Source organism: Hufsiella ginkgonis, assembly GCF_009834915.1.
GTDB classification, from domain to species: Bacteria; Bacteroidota; Bacteroidia; order Sphingobacteriales; family Sphingobacteriaceae; genus Hufsiella; species Hufsiella ginkgonis.
This window is the reverse complement of sequence record NZ_WVHS01000001.1, coordinates 364,957-379,126: the sequence shown is the minus strand read 5'-3', so window position 1 is coordinate 379,126 and position 14,170 is coordinate 364,957. Positions and strand designations below refer to the sequence as shown.

Below are 14,170 nucleotides of genomic sequence, written 5' to 3'. Positions count from 1 at the left end.
AGGCTTTTATTGCCGGGGTATAGAAAGTGTCGCATGAGTTAACATGATCTTCTTGCACATTATTCCTTATTCATTAGTAATTTTGTGTTCATGAACACCATCACCTGGCCAGATTTCGAGAAAGTAGAGCTCCGCACAGGAACCATTCTGGAAGCGCAGGATTTTCCGCAGGCGCGGAAACCTGCCTACAAGATCAGGGTGGATTTCGGCGAGCTTGGCACAAAGTGGAGCAGTGCGCAAATCACTAAACATTACCGCAAAGAAGATCTTCCCGGCAGGCAGATCATTGGCGTGGTAAATTTCCCGCCAAAACAGATCGCTAATTTTATGTCGGAATTCCTGGTAACGGGCTTTGCAGATGAAAATGGCGACGTCGTACTGGCAGCGGTGGATAAACAAGTGCCGAACGGACAAAAACTTATATAAGGAAGTTGCCGGTGATCAGTCGTGAGAGATCAGTTCCCGCGACGACGATAACGGCATTGGCAACTGATCACCGACAACCACAAGATGCGTTACATCAATTTCACTTCCGATCCCCCCGCTATAGCGCCCGACGAGTTTTTTATGAACGAGGCCCTCAAAGAAGCCAGGGTGGCCTTATCACTGGATGAAGTGCCTATCGGCGCCGTCGTGGTATGCAACGGCAGGATCATCGGCCGCGGACACAACCTCACCGAACAGCTTAATGACGTAACCGCGCATGCCGAGATGCAGGCGTTTACCGCCGCCGCTAACTACCTCGGAGGCAAATACCTGAAAGATTGTACGCTGTATGTAACGATCGAGCCTTGTATTATGTGTGCGGGCGCATCGTACTGGACACAGATCAGCCGGATCGTTTTTGGTGCGCATGATGTGAAAAGGGGCTTTATGCGGATCAACCAGCAGATCACCCATCCCAAAACGGAAATAGTAGCGGGGATTAAAGAAAATGAATGTAGTACGATTGTCAAAGAATTCTTCCAGCGCAAAAGAACTTAAAATAAGAGTGAACATTATTTTACAATAAGCCGTTATATTTGCGGTATATCAAGTAACCTTAATAACAACCATATGGCATTCGAATTACCGGCGTTACCTTACGCCACCGACGCATTAGAACCGCATATCGACAAAGCAACCATGGAGATCCATCACGGCAAACACCACCAGGCGTACGTGGATAACCTGAACAAAGCAGTGGCGGGAACTGAGGCGGAGAGCTTAAAGATCGAAGAGATCGTAAAAAACATCTCCAAATACCCGATGCCTGTTCGTAACAACGGCGGCGGTCATTTCAACCATACACTTTTCTGGTCCGTATTATCGCCTAACGGCGGAGGCGCTCCTTCCGGCGACCTGGCAACCGCCATCAACAGCACTTTCGGATCGTTCGAAGAACTGAAAAAGAAAATTTCGGAAGCGGGCGCTACCCGTTTCGGTTCAGGATGGGCCTGGTTATCTGTTGCCGCCGATGGCAAGCTCCAGGTTTCTTCAACCCCTAACCAGGATAGCCCGCTGATGGACATCGCCGAAGTAAAAGGTACCCCGATCCTCGGAATCGACGTTTGGGAGCATGCCTACTACCTCAAATACCAGAACAAGCGCCCGGCCTACCTGGAAGCGATCTGGAACGCCGTAAACTGGGATGCGGTAGCTGACCGGTTTGCGAAAGCGAAAAAGTAATGAGTTGTTAGTGATCGGTAACGAGTGATCCGTTCCTGTATAGCGACATAAAAGAACTGACAACTGACCACTTTTCAAACTTTTTAAAAAATGTAGTGTATTAATGTACACTACATTTTTATTTAAAAGCCATGCTAAACAAATCATACACCCTCGTTCTATTATTCGCCATTACATTGCTGAGCAGTTGCGAAGTGATCGGCGGTATTTTTAAAGCCGGTGCTTATACCGCGATTTTTGGGATGATCATCCTGATCGGGCTCATCTTCTGGATCTTCTCGAAATTCAGGAAGTAGGGAAGCCCACTTTAATTCCCACCACTTCCCTTTTCTTATTACTCCTCATATTCTTAGGGATGGTGCTTAGGATCTGCTTCTCCAGTGCGTCTATGGCGCTTCTCTTCAGGAAGTTGCGGTGGGTAACTATGCTGATCTCGCGCACCGGTTCCGGGGTTTTAAAATAGCGTACGCGTTCCAGCTGTTGATGGGTAAGGTCGCCCAGGCTCAGCTCGGGCAGGATGGTGATGCCGTTACCGAGATCGACCATCCGTTTAAGCGTTTCTACGCTGCCGGTATTATATTCGAAATTTTGCGGGTGGTCCCCGGAGTCCTTCTGCCGGCAAATATTCAGCACCTGGTTGCGCATGCAATGTCCCTCGTTGAGCAGCCATAGCCCTGCGCCGGCGATGTCTTTAGATGAAAGGTATTTCTTCTTTACCAGCGGGCTGTTGTCAGACAGATAAACCGCGAAACTTTCGTACAGCAGCGGGATCTCCTGAAGTGCCTGGTCGCCGAGCGGGGTCGACAGCAGGCCGCAGTCGAGCAGCCCGTTCTTTAGTTGTGCGATGATCTGGTCGGTGGTGAGCTCCCAGATCTGGAGACGCAGCGCGGGGTAGTTCTTCAGCATCCCGGTGATCACGCCGGGCATGAGGTAAGGAGCCAGCGTGGGGATCACACCCACCTTCAGGTCGCCTTTGATCTCGCCCTGGTGACCATCGATCAGCTCGCGGATCCGGGCACTTTCATCCAGTATCTTTCTCGCCTGCTGGATTATCTGCGTGCCGATCTCGGTAGGTACCACTGGCTGGCGACTCCGGTCAAATAGCTTCACGCCAAGCGTTTCCTCCAGCTTTTGTACCTGCATACTCAGCGTAGGCTGTGTCACAAAACACTTTTCCGCCGCTGCCACAAAGCTGCGGTAAGTGTCGACGGCGACGATGTATTCGAGTTGGACGAGGGTCATTGGGTAGAACGTGCGACCAAAAGATGCTATTCTACCGTCACCGATTTCGCCAAATTCCTCGGCTGGTCTACATTACAGCCGCGCATTACCGCGATATGATAGGAGAGCAGCTGTAACGGGATGATGGCTAGCAGGGGAAGGAAAGCTTCGTTTGATTCGGGGATCTCGATCACGTAATCGGCAATTGCTTTTACATGCTTATCGCCTTTGGTGACGATGGCGATCACCACGCCCTTCCTGGCTTTCACTTCCTGGATGTTGCTGATCACTTTTTCGTACGAAGAATTTTTGGTGGCGATAAAGATCACGGGCATTTCTTCGTCTATGAGCGCAATAGGGCCATGTTTCATCTCGGCTGCAGGGTAACCTTCCGCGTGGATGTAGGAGATTTCCTTCAATTTGAGGGCGCCTTCCAGCGCTACCGGGAAACCGCTTCCTCTTCCCAGGAAAAGACAATTGCGCGACCCCGTAAAATGGTGTGCGATTTGTTTGATCCCGTCGTTTGCCGCCAGGGCTTTCTGGATCTCGTTGGGAATGTTGTTCAGCTCCGTAAGCAGGTAGGTGAGGTCGGACCGCTTGATCTGGCCGCGCAGCTTGGCGATGTAGAACGCGAGCAGGGTGAGGGCCGTTACCTGGGCTGTGAACGCTTTAGTAGAAGCTACACCGATCTCGGGACCGGCATGCGTGTATACGCCGGCATGTGAGATCCGCGGGATGGACGAGCCTACCACGTTACAGATCCCAAAAATAGTGGCGCCCTTTTCCTTAGCCAGCGTAATAGCAGCCATGGTATCGGCAGTTTCTCCTGATTGGGAGATGGCAATTACAATATCTTTTTCGGTGATGATCGGGTTACGGTACCTGAATTCTGAGGCGTATTCCACTTCTACCGAAACACGGGCATATTCCTCGATCAGGTACTCGCCTACCAGTCCCGCATGCCAGGAAGTTCCGCAGGCGACAATAATGATGCGGTCTACGTTTTTCAGTTTCTCCGCGTATTCCTTGATGCCGCCCAATTGTACCTCGCCCGAATCGGGGTAGATCCTGCCGCGCATACAATCTCTTACCGATCGTGGCTGCTCATAGATCTCCTTGAGCATGAAATGATCGTATCCGCCCTTTTCGAGCATCTCCAGTTTAAGATCCAGCTCCTGGATATAAGGCGTTTGTACCTTGTTATCGATGGTTTTTACAACCAGTTCGTCGCGGCGCAAATAAGCGATCTCGTTATCCTTAAGGTAGATCACGTTCTTAGTGTATTCGATGATCGGCGAGGCATCCGAAGCGATAAAGTACTCGCGCAACCCAACGCCGATCACAAGCGGGCTTCCTTTACGGGCGGCGATCAGCAGGTCGGGCTCATCCTTACTCATTACGACGATGGCGTACGCGCCGATCACGCGGTTAAGCGCAATCCTGACGGCCTCTTCCAGGATGACTTGCTCGTGGTCCTTGATTTCCTCTATGAGGTGAATGAGTACTTCAGTATCGGTATCGCTGCTAAATTGGTGGCCTTTTGCAAGGAGCGCTTCCTTAATGACGGCGTAGTTTTCAATGATGCCGTTGTGAATGATAGACAGGCGCCCGTCTCCGGACGTATGCGGGTGCGAATTCCTGTCGGAGGGTATGCCATGGGTCGCCCAGCGGGTATGCCCCATTCCCAGCATTCCATAGAGGTCTTTGTTGGCCGCATACGCCTCGAGGTCGCTTACTTTACCTGCTTTTTTATAAATATTCAGCTGCCCGTCGTTATCCAGCAGGGCTACGCCTGCGCTGTCGTAGCCACGGTATTCGAGGCGGTGAAGTCCTTTTATGATAATTTCCCAGGCCTGTTGATGCCCTATATATCCTACAATTCCACACATAAAGTTTTTCGTTAGATCAGGATGCTAATCTACGAATTTACTTTACCCGGGTGTAAATGATATTAAGTTTCATCTTATAACTGGTGCTGTTTCCCCCGCCAAGAACTGAGCGATAAGCGATGGTGGTGGGCACGGCAAGGTCGCCATTGGTCCGTGTATTATAGATGCTGAGCGGTGCCAGGTACGCACCATATTGCGTTAGCTTGCCGCTGATCAGGTCCTGGATATACGAAGTAACGTTAATGATATATCGTTTCCTGGTCTTATCATACCCTCCCCCGAAAGAAAATTCCGACAGGTAACGCGGGTCGTTAAGGTTATTGTCAGGAACGTCCACGCGCTGCGAGGCGATGTCCGTTCGGTACAAGGTGAGTCGTTGAGCGGGATCCAGTTGCGTATCGGCCACCTGGATAACCAGCTCCGCTTTGTTGATCGTGATGTTACCCAGTTCCTTCAATTTGGTAATGTAAGGAAAGAATACGCGTGTGCGTAAGCCGGCCAGTGGCTTTACGTATACGGTGGGGAACTGCTGCGCAGGATTGCTTAGCTGGGTTTGTACGGCGGTTGAATACGTGTGCACGATACTTGCCGCCGCATTGGTTGCAGTAACGCCAAAGTTAACGAAGTTGGTATCGATGGTGGTACCAGCTATGTTGCGGTAATAAATTTCGAGCCTGCTGCTGTCGGCGGTGGCCAGGTCGAAGAACCCGATGCCGCCCTTACCGGTTGACTGGGTTTTATTAATACTCAGGTACAACCCTTTCATATAAGCCTGGAAGGCGGTTGTGGTGGCAAACGTGCCCGCAGGTGCATTAAAGAACTTGTTGTTGATGAATGCGGCGTTTATCGGGATACGTATATGGGGCGAGCGGGTGATCATGGTATCCCTTTTTGCATCGCGGATATAATTTACCCGCACACTATCGTGGATGGTGAACTTTTTAAAGAGCTTGCCGCCTACCACATCCGGCTTTACGTTCCATACCTTGGTGTTATAATAGGCAGTGGTGTTGGTAAAGGTCTCATTAAGCTCGCGTACATCCACCCGGTATTGCGAGCTTACGGAGTCGCCGTAAAATTCGTTGCCATATTTAAGTACCAGTACCGCGGAATCCAGCACCGGGCTGGTCCCGAAAGAAAGGTCGGTAGTAGGCGAGGTAATGGTAAGGGCTATATTTGCTTCGGTAGTGCCGAGCTCGCTGTCCTGCAGGTAACCAAAAGGATGTTGTGAAAGGCCGTTGGTGGCCACGGTATCGTCTTTTACGGTGTTGGTGCGAATGGAAGCTGTATCTACCAGTTTCGCGTCGATCTGGTTCTGCGGATCAACGTCCAACCCCACACTATCGTCCACCTTGCTACAGCTGCTAAAAATAAAAAGACTTACTAACAAGGTTAATAAGTCCAGTCTGTTATATCTCATCAGGAAATGTCTTTATTAAGCCAGAGAAACGAATTCTTCGTTTGCAATTTCTTCGTAAAGGTTGTAATAATTTTCGTAATCTAAAGCTGACCCGGCCTGGATCACCGGTTTGGCGCTGTTTTTAACATACTTTAACAATTCTTCGCTGAGGCCTTCGTTGCCCAGAACAACCGCATCGGAATAACTTACCGCACCGGTATGAAGTGCCTGGATATCACCTGCTTTGTAAGCGTCGAGATGTTCCGGGAGGACACCGTTGAGGGTCGCTTTACGGACGAATTCGGGGTTGAGCGTTTCGGTGAAGCCGTCTTCATAAATAGAATAAACGATCTTTGAATTCTTAAAGGTAGGATCGTCTTTGTAGATGGTTTTCAGGTAAGCCGGTACCAGGGAGGTCATCCAGCTGTGGCAATGCACCACATCCGGCGCCCAGCCCAATTTCTTAACGGTCTCTAAAGCGCCTTTGCAGAAAAAGATCAGCCGTTCGTCATTGTCTTCGAAGAATTTATTGTTGCCGTCACGGAAAACATGCTTGCGCTGAAAATACTCTTCGTTATCAAGGAAATAAACCTGCATGCGCGCAGAGGGGATCGAAGCGACTTTTATGATCAGCGGGTTGTCGTTATCATCGATGATGATATTCATCCCTGAAAGACGGATCACCTCGTGCAGGCGGTTGCGTCGTTCGTTAATGCTGCCGAAACGCGGCATCAGGATGCGGATCTCGAATCCTTTTTCCTGCATGGCCATGGGCAGCTGGCGGGTGATTTCAGAAATTTTGGTAAGTTCGAGGAAAGGCGACATCTCGGGGGTAATAAACAATAGCTTCGTTTTTGCCATCTCCAATATGATTTTGATTTGAAAAGAATTTTGGACTGCAAATATAAGCATTATCTTAACACTTATCAATGATTTACACAATAGCTATTGATATTTTTTCAGGATTTACCCACTTTTGGCGGCTATCAATCCCTAAGTTACTTGGAGATATTTACTACTAAAACGGGCTTGTCTGCACGGCTCGGCGAATTAAGGGAACAACAACATACCATCGGTTTCGTGGCCACGATGGGAGCGCTGCACGACGGGCACCTGGAACTGGTACGACTGTCGAAAACTGCCTGCAGCGTCACGGTCTGCAGCATCTTTGTAAACCCGACGCAGTTCAATAACCCCGAGGATCTTAAGAATTATCCCCGCACGGTAGAGGCCGATAAAGTGAAACTTGAAAGCGTAGGCTGCGACATTCTCTTCCTCCCTTCCCGCGAGGAAATGTACGATACGGCCGCGCCCTGGCACCTCGATCTGGGCGAGCTGGAAGGCATGCTGGAAGGGGAGTTCCGTCCCGGGCATTACCAGGGGGTGACGCAGATTGTAAAAAAGTTGTTTGATGTGGTACAGCCCGACCTTGCGTTCTTCGGGCAGAAGGATTTCCAGCAGTTTAAGGTGATCGAAAAGATGGTAGCGCTGCTCGGTCTCCCGGTAAAGCTGCGGATGTGCCCCATCGTTCGGGAACCCGATGGCCTGGCCATGAGCTCGCGGAATATCCATCTTTCCCCCGAAGAACGGCAGCACGCCCTCGCGTTATATACGGTACTCAACCGGTCGAAAGCGCGCTTTGGCGAGGTCTCTTTTGATCGGCTCCAGCGCGATGCCATGAATTTCCTTTCATCCGCCGGGGGCGTGAAACCGGAATATTTCGCGCTCCGCGACGCCGCGACACTTGAGCCCGCCGGCGAGCACACGCCACACGTGGTTGCCCTCGTGGCTGCTTTCGTAGGGAAAACGAGGTTGATCGATAACTTAATCCTTTCGTAGTTGTGAGTAGTCAGTAGTCAGTGATCAGTAGTCAGTAATCAGTAGTCAGTGATCAGTAGTCAGTGATCAGTAGTCAGTACTGTACGGTGCCTGAATGGAACTGATCACTGGCAACTGAGAACTCATCACTGACAACCCACAACTTTTTCCTAATTTTGCTCCCCATATGATGATCCAAGTGTTAAAGTCGAAACTTCACCGGGTACGGGTGACGCAGGCTGAGTTAAACTATGTGGGAAGCATTACCATTGCGGAAGACCTGATCGAAGCGGCCAATATCATTCCCAATGAGAAGGTGCAGATCGTGAATAACAACAATGGCGCACGCTTCGAAACGTACGTGATCAAAGGTGAGCGCGGGTCGGGGATAATTTGCCTGAACGGCGCTACCGCCCGGCTGGCGCAGGTCGGCGATGTAGTAATTATCATGTCATACGCCCTCATGGACTTTGAAGAGGCGAAGAAATATGAACCCATACTCGTTTTCCCTGATTCGAACAACCAGCTGGTTTAACGCCAGGCACAACGGATAACGTTACATGGACAACCTCGCGCACATCAAAGACAAGATCTTTTCGTTAGCCTCGCTTGCAGCTACGGTAGAAGAATGGAGATCGAACGGCGAAAAGATCGTGTTTACCAACGGCTGCTTCGACCTGCTCCACCTGGGGCATATCGATTACCTCGCCAAGGCTGCCAACCTGGGTGATAAGCTGGTGATCGGCGTGAACACAGACCGCTCTACCTCGGCCTTAAAAGGACCCTCGAGGCCCATTACCAACGAAACTTCCAGGACCGCTATGCTGGCCTCTTTCTTTTTTGTGGATGCCGTGGTGCTGTTTGACGAGCCTACGCCCTATGAACTGATCAGTATAGTTGTGCCCGATGTGCTCGTAAAGGGCGCCGATTATACCATCGACCAGATCGTGGGCGCCGACATCGTACTCGCCCGGGGCGGCGAGGTAAAGACCCTGCATTACCTGGAAGGCTATTCAACCTCCGCCATCGAACGAAAGATCAGGGGATCAAAATAATTACTATGCTTGCATAGTATGCGAACAAAACTTTTACATTTGTTCTGCTAACAAACCTAATCCACGTTCGTATGTATTTTAATTTGAGCGAAGAACATTTGATGATCCGGCAGGCTGCGAGGGATTTTGCGGTAAACGAGCTTAAACCAGGTGTGATCGCGCGCGACGAGCATCAGCAGTTTCCTGCGGAACAGGTAAAGAGGCTGGGCGAGCTGGGCTTCCTGGGCATGATGGTCTCGCCTGAGTACAATGGCTCGGGCATGGATGCGATCTCGTACGTGCTCGCCATGGAAGAGTTCTCCAAGATCGACGCTTCCGTATCGGTGGTGGTGTCGGTTAATAATTCGCTGGTTTGTTACGGGCTCGAGAAGTGGGGCACAGAGGCGCAGAAGCAGAAGTACCTGAAACCACTTGCCGGCGGCGAAAAGATCGGGGCGTTTTGCTTGTCGGAACCCGAAGCCGGGTCTGACGCGACGTCCCAGCGCACTACCGCCATCGATATGGGGGATCATTATCTCCTTAACGGGACGAAGAACTGGATCACCAATGGCAGCACGGCCTCGACCTACCTGGTAATCGCTCAAACTTCCCCGGAGAAAAAGCATCACGGAATAAATGCGTTGATCGTGGAAAAAGGCATGGAGGGTTTTGCAGTTGGGCCAAAAGAGAATAAATTAGGCATTCGCGGATCGGATACCCATTCGCTGATGTTCACCGATGTGAGGGTGCCGAAAGAAAACCGCATCGGCCAAGACGGCGAGGGGTTTAAATTCGCCATGAAAACGCTGGAAGGCGGGCGGATCGGCATTGCCGCGCAGGCGCTCGGGATCGCTTCAGGCGCTTACGAGCTTGCGTTAAACTATGCAAAAGAGCGAAAAAGCTTCGGCAAACCGATCGCAGCGCACCAGGCCATCCAGTTTAAACTGGCGGATATGGCCACGGAAATCGAAGCGGCACGCCTGCTCTGCCTGAAGGCGGCCTGGCTGAAGGACAATGGGCTTCCGTACACGCAGGCAGGATCGATGGCGAAGTTATACGCCTCGCAGGTAGCCATGAAAACTACGGTAGAAGCGGTGCAGATCCATGGCGGTTATGGTTTCGTAAAAGAATACCATGTAGAAAGGCTGATGCGTGATGCCAAGATCACCCAGATCTATGAAGGAACTTCGGAGATCCAGAAGATGGTGATCGGGCGTGAAATTTTACGATGAACGATAGAATATATACTTTAACAGGCAGGACCGGGTTCTTAGTGGCTGGCACACTTATCGCGGTCCTGCTTTCTTTTTGTACCGGGCCGGCCGCTCAGATGGAAAGGACCACCTGGCGCGCAGCACTAAAAACCGATTCGGGAGCAGAGATCCCGTTCAATTTTTCGGTCACGGATTCGGCCGGGGAAATGCAGCTCGAGATCATGAACGGCACAGAACGGTTCCGGGTAACCGATATCCGCTCCGTTGGCGATTCTGTATTTATCCGGATGCCCCTGTTCGACTCGGATATCAGGGCATTACTGAAAGGAACCGCGCTCGAAGGTCATTGGATAAAACACCTCGCCACGAAGGATGTGATGATGGAGTTTAATGCGGTGCCCGGCGATTCCGCACGCTTCCGGGTTGCCAAAGAAACAGCGCCCATGAACGTAGCTGGCAAGTGGGCAGGCATCTTTACCGGTAAGGACGGCAAAGATACCAGCATCGCCGTAGGAGAATTTGTGCAGAACGGTCAGAAAGTAACGGGCACTTTCCTGACCACAACGGGCGATTACCGCTTCCTGGAGGGGGCGGTTTCAGGGAGAAAACTGTCGCTGTCCTGTTTCGACGGCTCACATGCGTTCCTGTTCACCGGCGATATCGGCCCGGATAACAAGATCGGCAACGGGAAATTTTACAGCGGCCTGAGCTCCGTCGATCTGTGGACGGCCACGCGGGACGAAAACGCGGCGTTGCCGGATGCGTATTCATTAACTAAGTTAAAGCCTGGTTTTACGAAAATCGATTTTAGCTTTCCGGACCTTAGCGGTAAAAAGGTCTCTCTTTCTGATGAACGGTACAGGGGGAAAGTGGTGATCATCCAGTTTATGGGCTCCTGGTGCCCCAATTGCATGGATGAAACAGCCTACCTGGTGCCTTTTTACAATAAATACAAAGAGCGTGGCCTGGAAATTATCGGACTGGCATACGAAAGGTTTACGGATTTTAAGCGCGCTAAAGCGAACATTACCCAGTTAAAAGATCATTTCGGGGTGAACTATGAATTGCTGGCCACCGGATACCAAAACGATAAAAAGGAGGTTGCCCGGAGTGTACCGGCGCTGAAAGAGTTCCTGGCGTTTCCCACCACGATCCTCATCAACCGGAAAGGAGAGGTAAGCAGGATCCACACCGGGTTTAGCGGTCCGGGTACCGGTAAGCATTACGACGAGTTTATAACCGAATTTGAGAAATCGGTGAACGATTTACTCGCAGAAAAACCCTTATGAGGATCATACCCTATACGGGCTTCGCGGCGGCGATGTCCCTGCTCATTTCCTGCTCGGCGCCCAAAATGGCGACCATGGAAACGATCAACATCGGGTCAGGCTCCTCCGCACCCGGCGTGTACCATGGGAGTTATCCCAGGATCACCGATATCCTTCATACGAAGCTCGATATTTCGTTCGATTGGGACAGTGCCTTCGTGATCGGCAGGGCTACCATTGACGCCAGGCCTTATTTTTACCCGCAAAACCAGGTAGTGCTGGCTGCACGCGGTTTCCGGATCAAACAAGTGGCGATGATGAAGACGGTGGCCGGCTCGCCCGACGGTCCGCAGCGGTACCCCTTAAACTATGCTTACGACGGTAAAGCGATCACGATCCACCTCGATAAAACCTATACCCGCGATCAGAAATTTACCTTATTTATCGACTATGTTGCTGCGCCGTACACCCTCAAAGTAGGCAAGGAGATGTCGTCTACCGGCGATCGCGGCATTTATTTCGTTAACCGCCAGGGAAAAGAAAAAGATCTGCCCCGGCAGGTATGGACGCAGGGCGAAACCGAGTCGAACTCCAGCTGGTTCCCTACCATCGTAGGGCCGCAGGAGAAAATGACCCAGGAGATCAGCATAACCGTGCCGGAGAAAATGGTGACGCTATCTAACGGCGACCTCGATTATTCGAACAAGAATGGCGACGGCACACGTACCGACGTGTGGCGGCAGGACAAACCTCACTCTACCTACCTGGCAATGGTGGCGGCGGGCGATTTTGTCATCACCAAAGACAAGTGGCGCGATAAAGAGGTAAACTATTACATGGAGCCGAAATATGCGCCCTACGCAAAGCTGATCTTCGGGAAAACCCCGGAAATGATCGGGTTCTTTTCCAATAAGACCGGCGTGGCATTCCCCTGGGATAAATACTCCCAGATCGTGGTGCGGGATTTTGTGAGCGGCGCCATGGAAAACACCACGGCTACCGTGTTTTTTGACAAGCTGAACCTCGACGAGCACCAGTATAAAGATGAGAACTACGAAGAAGTGATCGCACATGAGCTGTTTCACCACTGGTTTGGGGACCTGGTGACCTGCGAATCGTGGGCAGACCTGGCGCTGAATGAGTCGTTTGCCACGTATGGCGAATATTTATGGCAGGAGTTTAAGTATGGCCGCGACGATGCCGACTATCACGGTATGGAAGACATGCAGCGGTACCTGGGCGATCCCTTCAATAAAGAGTACAAGCTTATCCGGCATGATTATACCGATCGTGAGCAGCTGTTCGATAATGTTACCTATGAAAAGGGCGGCAGGATCCTCCATATGCTGCGTAAAACGGTAGGCGACGATGCCTTTTTTAAGGCGCTGAATACCTACCTGGTCCGTTATTCTTATAAAAACGTGGAGGCTGCCGACCTGAGGATGGTATTCGAGGAGGTAACCGGTACGGATATGAACTGGTTCTTCGATCAGTGGTTCCTTTCAGCAGGTCATCCTAAGCTGAACATCGGGACACGCTTCGACGCCGCAGCCGGGAAGGTGATCGTCTCCATTGAGCAAACGCAGGAAAATTCGGTGGTCTACCGCATCCCGCTCTCGGTGGATATTTATGCCAACGGTAAAAAGGAGCGTAAAGAGATCGTACTGGATAAGATCGGCCAGGTATTTACGTTTCCGCTGGAGCGTGCGCCCGACCTGGTAAACGTCGACGCGGAAAAGTATGTACTGGCCGAAAAGACCGAAGAGAAGTCACTTGAAGAGGCCGCCTTTCAATACCGGAACGCCCCCCTGTTTATGGACCGTCTCGAAGCGGTGAACGTGTTGAAAAACTATTACAAGAAAGAAGGAGCAGCCAAAGCCGTCATGATCAAGGCGCTCGGTGATCAAAGCTGGTACATCCGCAAGCTGGCCGTCGATTTTGTGCAGGAGCTGAACAGCGAAGAGCGTAACCAGGTATACCCTGTCATTCAGAAAATGGCAGTGGAAGATAAACGTTCGTACGTACGCGCGGCCGCGGTCAACGCACTGATGAAATTCTACGAAGACCGTAATAATACGGAACTGCTGAATAAGATAGCCGAAGACAAAGCGCCCAGCGTGATTAAAGTAATGGGAGGCTGGTAATGAAAAGAAGCCGGATCTTCTGCCTGCTGCTGGGCCTGGCCTGCTTGGCGGGATGCACACGTGATAGGAAACGCGACAGAAAAGTAATCATCAGCTTGTCGCCCGATAGTACCTCTGTCATTGTTAACGGCATGAACCCAGGCTTACTGGAAATCCTCAGGACCGATACATTGTCGGCGGACGATTGGCAATCGGTGTTGCTGGTTTGTAAGGAGTCGGTTGACGAAACGCTGCAGGGTATGGAACCGGCGTATAGCGGGGAATATGCTGTGCGGGATTCGTCGGTGATCTATACGCCCGATTCGGGTTTCGTTAAAAAGTACACTTACCGGGCGGAATACAGGGTCCCGAGCTTTTATTCGCGCGAAAGTATGCCGTTAGACAGGAAATTGCCGGGAAGCACGGAAGTGGTAACAGGGAGGTTTAAATTCTAACCGGGTGCGGCAAACAGGGCCGCGGACTTCGCGTCTCCGAAAAACAGCCGGCATGGGTGGGTACAGGAAACCGCGTTTAGG

General features: G+C 51.2%; 15 protein-coding genes. 11 read left to right on the top strand and 4 right to left on the bottom strand.

Annotated features, from left to right (window positions below):
- Positions 1 to 90 precede the first annotated feature (90 nt).
- The 4 genes from GS398_RS01565 to GS398_RS01550 all read left to right on the top strand — a co-directional run bounded on the left by GS398_RS01565 (position 91) and on the right by GS398_RS01550 (position 1,964).
- A complete protein-coding gene (locus GS398_RS01565) occupies positions 91 to 426 on the top strand; it encodes a tRNA-binding protein (RefSeq protein WP_160904987.1) in 336 nt (111 codons plus the stop codon).
- 84 nt (positions 427 to 510) lie between these two features.
- Positions 511 to 984 carry a nucleoside deaminase gene (locus GS398_RS01560; RefSeq protein ID WP_160904986.1) on the top strand — a complete coding sequence of 158 codons (474 nt, stop codon included), beginning with the start codon at positions 511 to 513 and terminating at the stop codon, positions 982 to 984.
- 72 nt (positions 985 to 1,056) lie between these two features.
- Positions 1,057 to 1,668 carry a superoxide dismutase gene (locus tag GS398_RS01555; RefSeq protein ID WP_160904985.1) on the top strand — a complete coding sequence of 204 codons (612 nt, stop codon included), beginning with the start codon at positions 1,057 to 1,059 and terminating at the stop codon, positions 1,666 to 1,668.
- A 131-nt stretch (positions 1,669 to 1,799) separates the two neighbouring features.
- Positions 1,800 to 1,964 (top strand): phosphatidate cytidylyltransferase, encoded by a 165-nt coding sequence (locus GS398_RS01550; protein WP_160904984.1) that lies wholly within the window; start codon positions 1,800 to 1,802, stop codon positions 1,962 to 1,964.
- Here GS398_RS01550 and GS398_RS01545 read toward each other — a convergent pair.
- From GS398_RS01545 to GS398_RS01530, 4 genes are read right to left on the bottom strand one after another with little or no spacing between them, the layout of a single operon-like run.
- Positions 1,954 to 2,910: a hydrogen peroxide-inducible genes activator gene (locus GS398_RS01545; protein ID WP_160904983.1), complete on the bottom strand. Its 957-nt coding sequence runs from the start codon at positions 2,908 to 2,910 to the stop codon at positions 1,954 to 1,956. The genes GS398_RS01550 and GS398_RS01545 overlap by 11 nt on opposite strands.
- A 26-nt stretch (positions 2,911 to 2,936) precedes the next feature.
- Complete coding sequence (gene glmS, locus GS398_RS01540) at positions 2,937 to 4,778, bottom strand: glutamine--fructose-6-phosphate transaminase (isomerizing) (RefSeq protein ID WP_160904982.1); 1,842 nt, start codon at positions 4,776 to 4,778, stop codon at positions 2,937 to 2,939.
- Positions 4,779 to 4,815: 37 nt separating this feature from the next.
- Complete coding sequence (locus GS398_RS01535; protein WP_160904981.1) at positions 4,816 to 6,198, bottom strand: DUF4270 domain-containing protein; 1,383 nt, start codon at positions 6,196 to 6,198, stop codon at positions 4,816 to 4,818.
- A 15-nt stretch (positions 6,199 to 6,213) separates the two neighbouring features.
- Positions 6,214 to 7,038, bottom strand: coding sequence for a glycogen/starch synthase (locus tag GS398_RS01530; RefSeq protein WP_160904980.1), 825 nt, complete (start codon positions 7,036 to 7,038; stop codon positions 6,214 to 6,216).
- Positions 7,039 to 7,179: 141 nt separating this feature from the next.
- Between GS398_RS01530 and panC the strand changes: the two genes are divergently transcribed.
- The 7 genes from panC (at position 7,180) to GS398_RS01495 (ending at position 14,089) form a co-directional block, all read left to right on the top strand.
- The gene (gene panC, locus GS398_RS01525) at positions 7,180 to 8,016 is read left to right on the top strand and encodes a pantoate--beta-alanine ligase (RefSeq protein ID WP_160904979.1); all 837 of its coding nucleotides are present in this window, start codon (positions 7,180 to 7,182) and stop codon (positions 8,014 to 8,016) included.
- A gap of 166 nt (positions 8,017 to 8,182) precedes the next feature.
- Positions 8,183 to 8,530 (top strand): aspartate 1-decarboxylase, encoded by a 348-nt coding sequence (panD, locus tag GS398_RS01520; RefSeq protein ID WP_160904978.1) that lies wholly within the window; start codon positions 8,183 to 8,185, stop codon positions 8,528 to 8,530.
- Positions 8,531 to 8,555: 25 nt separating this feature from the next.
- The gene (gene rfaE2 / locus GS398_RS01515) at positions 8,556 to 9,050 is read left to right on the top strand and encodes a D-glycero-beta-D-manno-heptose 1-phosphate adenylyltransferase (protein WP_160904977.1); all 495 of its coding nucleotides are present in this window, start codon (positions 8,556 to 8,558) and stop codon (positions 9,048 to 9,050) included.
- Between the two features lie 71 nt (positions 9,051 to 9,121).
- Complete coding sequence (locus GS398_RS01510; RefSeq protein ID WP_160904976.1) at positions 9,122 to 10,261, top strand: acyl-CoA dehydrogenase; 1,140 nt, start codon at positions 9,122 to 9,124, stop codon at positions 10,259 to 10,261.
- A complete protein-coding gene (locus GS398_RS01505; protein ID WP_160904975.1) occupies positions 10,258 to 11,532 on the top strand; it encodes a peroxiredoxin family protein in 1,275 nt (424 codons plus the stop codon). Before GS398_RS01510 ends, GS398_RS01505 begins: the two co-directional genes overlap by 4 nt.
- Positions 11,529 to 13,655: a M1 family metallopeptidase gene (locus GS398_RS01500; protein ID WP_160904974.1), complete on the top strand. Its 2,127-nt coding sequence runs from the start codon at positions 11,529 to 11,531 to the stop codon at positions 13,653 to 13,655. The genes GS398_RS01505 and GS398_RS01500 overlap by 4 nt, the downstream gene beginning before the upstream one ends.
- Positions 13,655 to 14,089, top strand: coding sequence for a hypothetical protein (locus tag GS398_RS01495; RefSeq protein WP_160904973.1), 435 nt, complete (start codon positions 13,655 to 13,657; stop codon positions 14,087 to 14,089). Before GS398_RS01500 ends, GS398_RS01495 begins: the two co-directional genes overlap by 1 nt.
- Positions 14,090 to 14,170: the final 81 nt, after the last annotated feature.

Coding starts and splice junctions, on each gene's coding strand:
- GS398_RS01495 (WP_160904973.1), top strand. CDS start 13,655: ATGAAAAGAAGCCGGATCTTCTGCCTGCTGCTGGGCCTGGCCTGCTTG.
- glmS (WP_160904982.1), bottom strand. CDS start 4,778: ATGTGTGGAATTGTAGGATATATAGGGCATCAACAGGCCTGGGAAATT.
- rfaE2 (WP_160904977.1), top strand. CDS start 8,556: ATGGACAACCTCGCGCACATCAAAGACAAGATCTTTTCGTTAGCCTCG.
- GS398_RS01535 (WP_160904981.1), bottom strand. CDS start 6,198: ATGAGATATAACAGACTGGACTTATTAACCTTGTTAGTAAGTCTTTTT.
- GS398_RS01545 (WP_160904983.1), bottom strand. CDS start 2,910: ATGACCCTCGTCCAACTCGAATACATCGTCGCCGTCGACACTTACCGC.
- GS398_RS01505 (WP_160904975.1), top strand. CDS start 10,258: ATGAACGATAGAATATATACTTTAACAGGCAGGACCGGGTTCTTAGTG.
- GS398_RS01530 (WP_160904980.1), bottom strand. CDS start 7,038: ATGGCAAAAACGAAGCTATTGTTTATTACCCCCGAGATGTCGCCTTTC.
- GS398_RS01510 (WP_160904976.1), top strand. CDS start 9,122: ATGTATTTTAATTTGAGCGAAGAACATTTGATGATCCGGCAGGCTGCG.
- GS398_RS01500 (WP_160904974.1), top strand. CDS start 11,529: ATGAGGATCATACCCTATACGGGCTTCGCGGCGGCGATGTCCCTGCTC.
- GS398_RS01560 (WP_160904986.1), top strand. CDS start 511: ATGCGTTACATCAATTTCACTTCCGATCCCCCCGCTATAGCGCCCGAC.
- panD (WP_160904978.1), top strand. CDS start 8,183: ATGATGATCCAAGTGTTAAAGTCGAAACTTCACCGGGTACGGGTGACG.
- GS398_RS01565 (WP_160904987.1), top strand. CDS start 91: ATGAACACCATCACCTGGCCAGATTTCGAGAAAGTAGAGCTCCGCACA.
- GS398_RS01555 (WP_160904985.1), top strand. CDS start 1,057: ATGGCATTCGAATTACCGGCGTTACCTTACGCCACCGACGCATTAGAA.
- GS398_RS01550 (WP_160904984.1), top strand. CDS start 1,800: ATGCTAAACAAATCATACACCCTCGTTCTATTATTCGCCATTACATTG.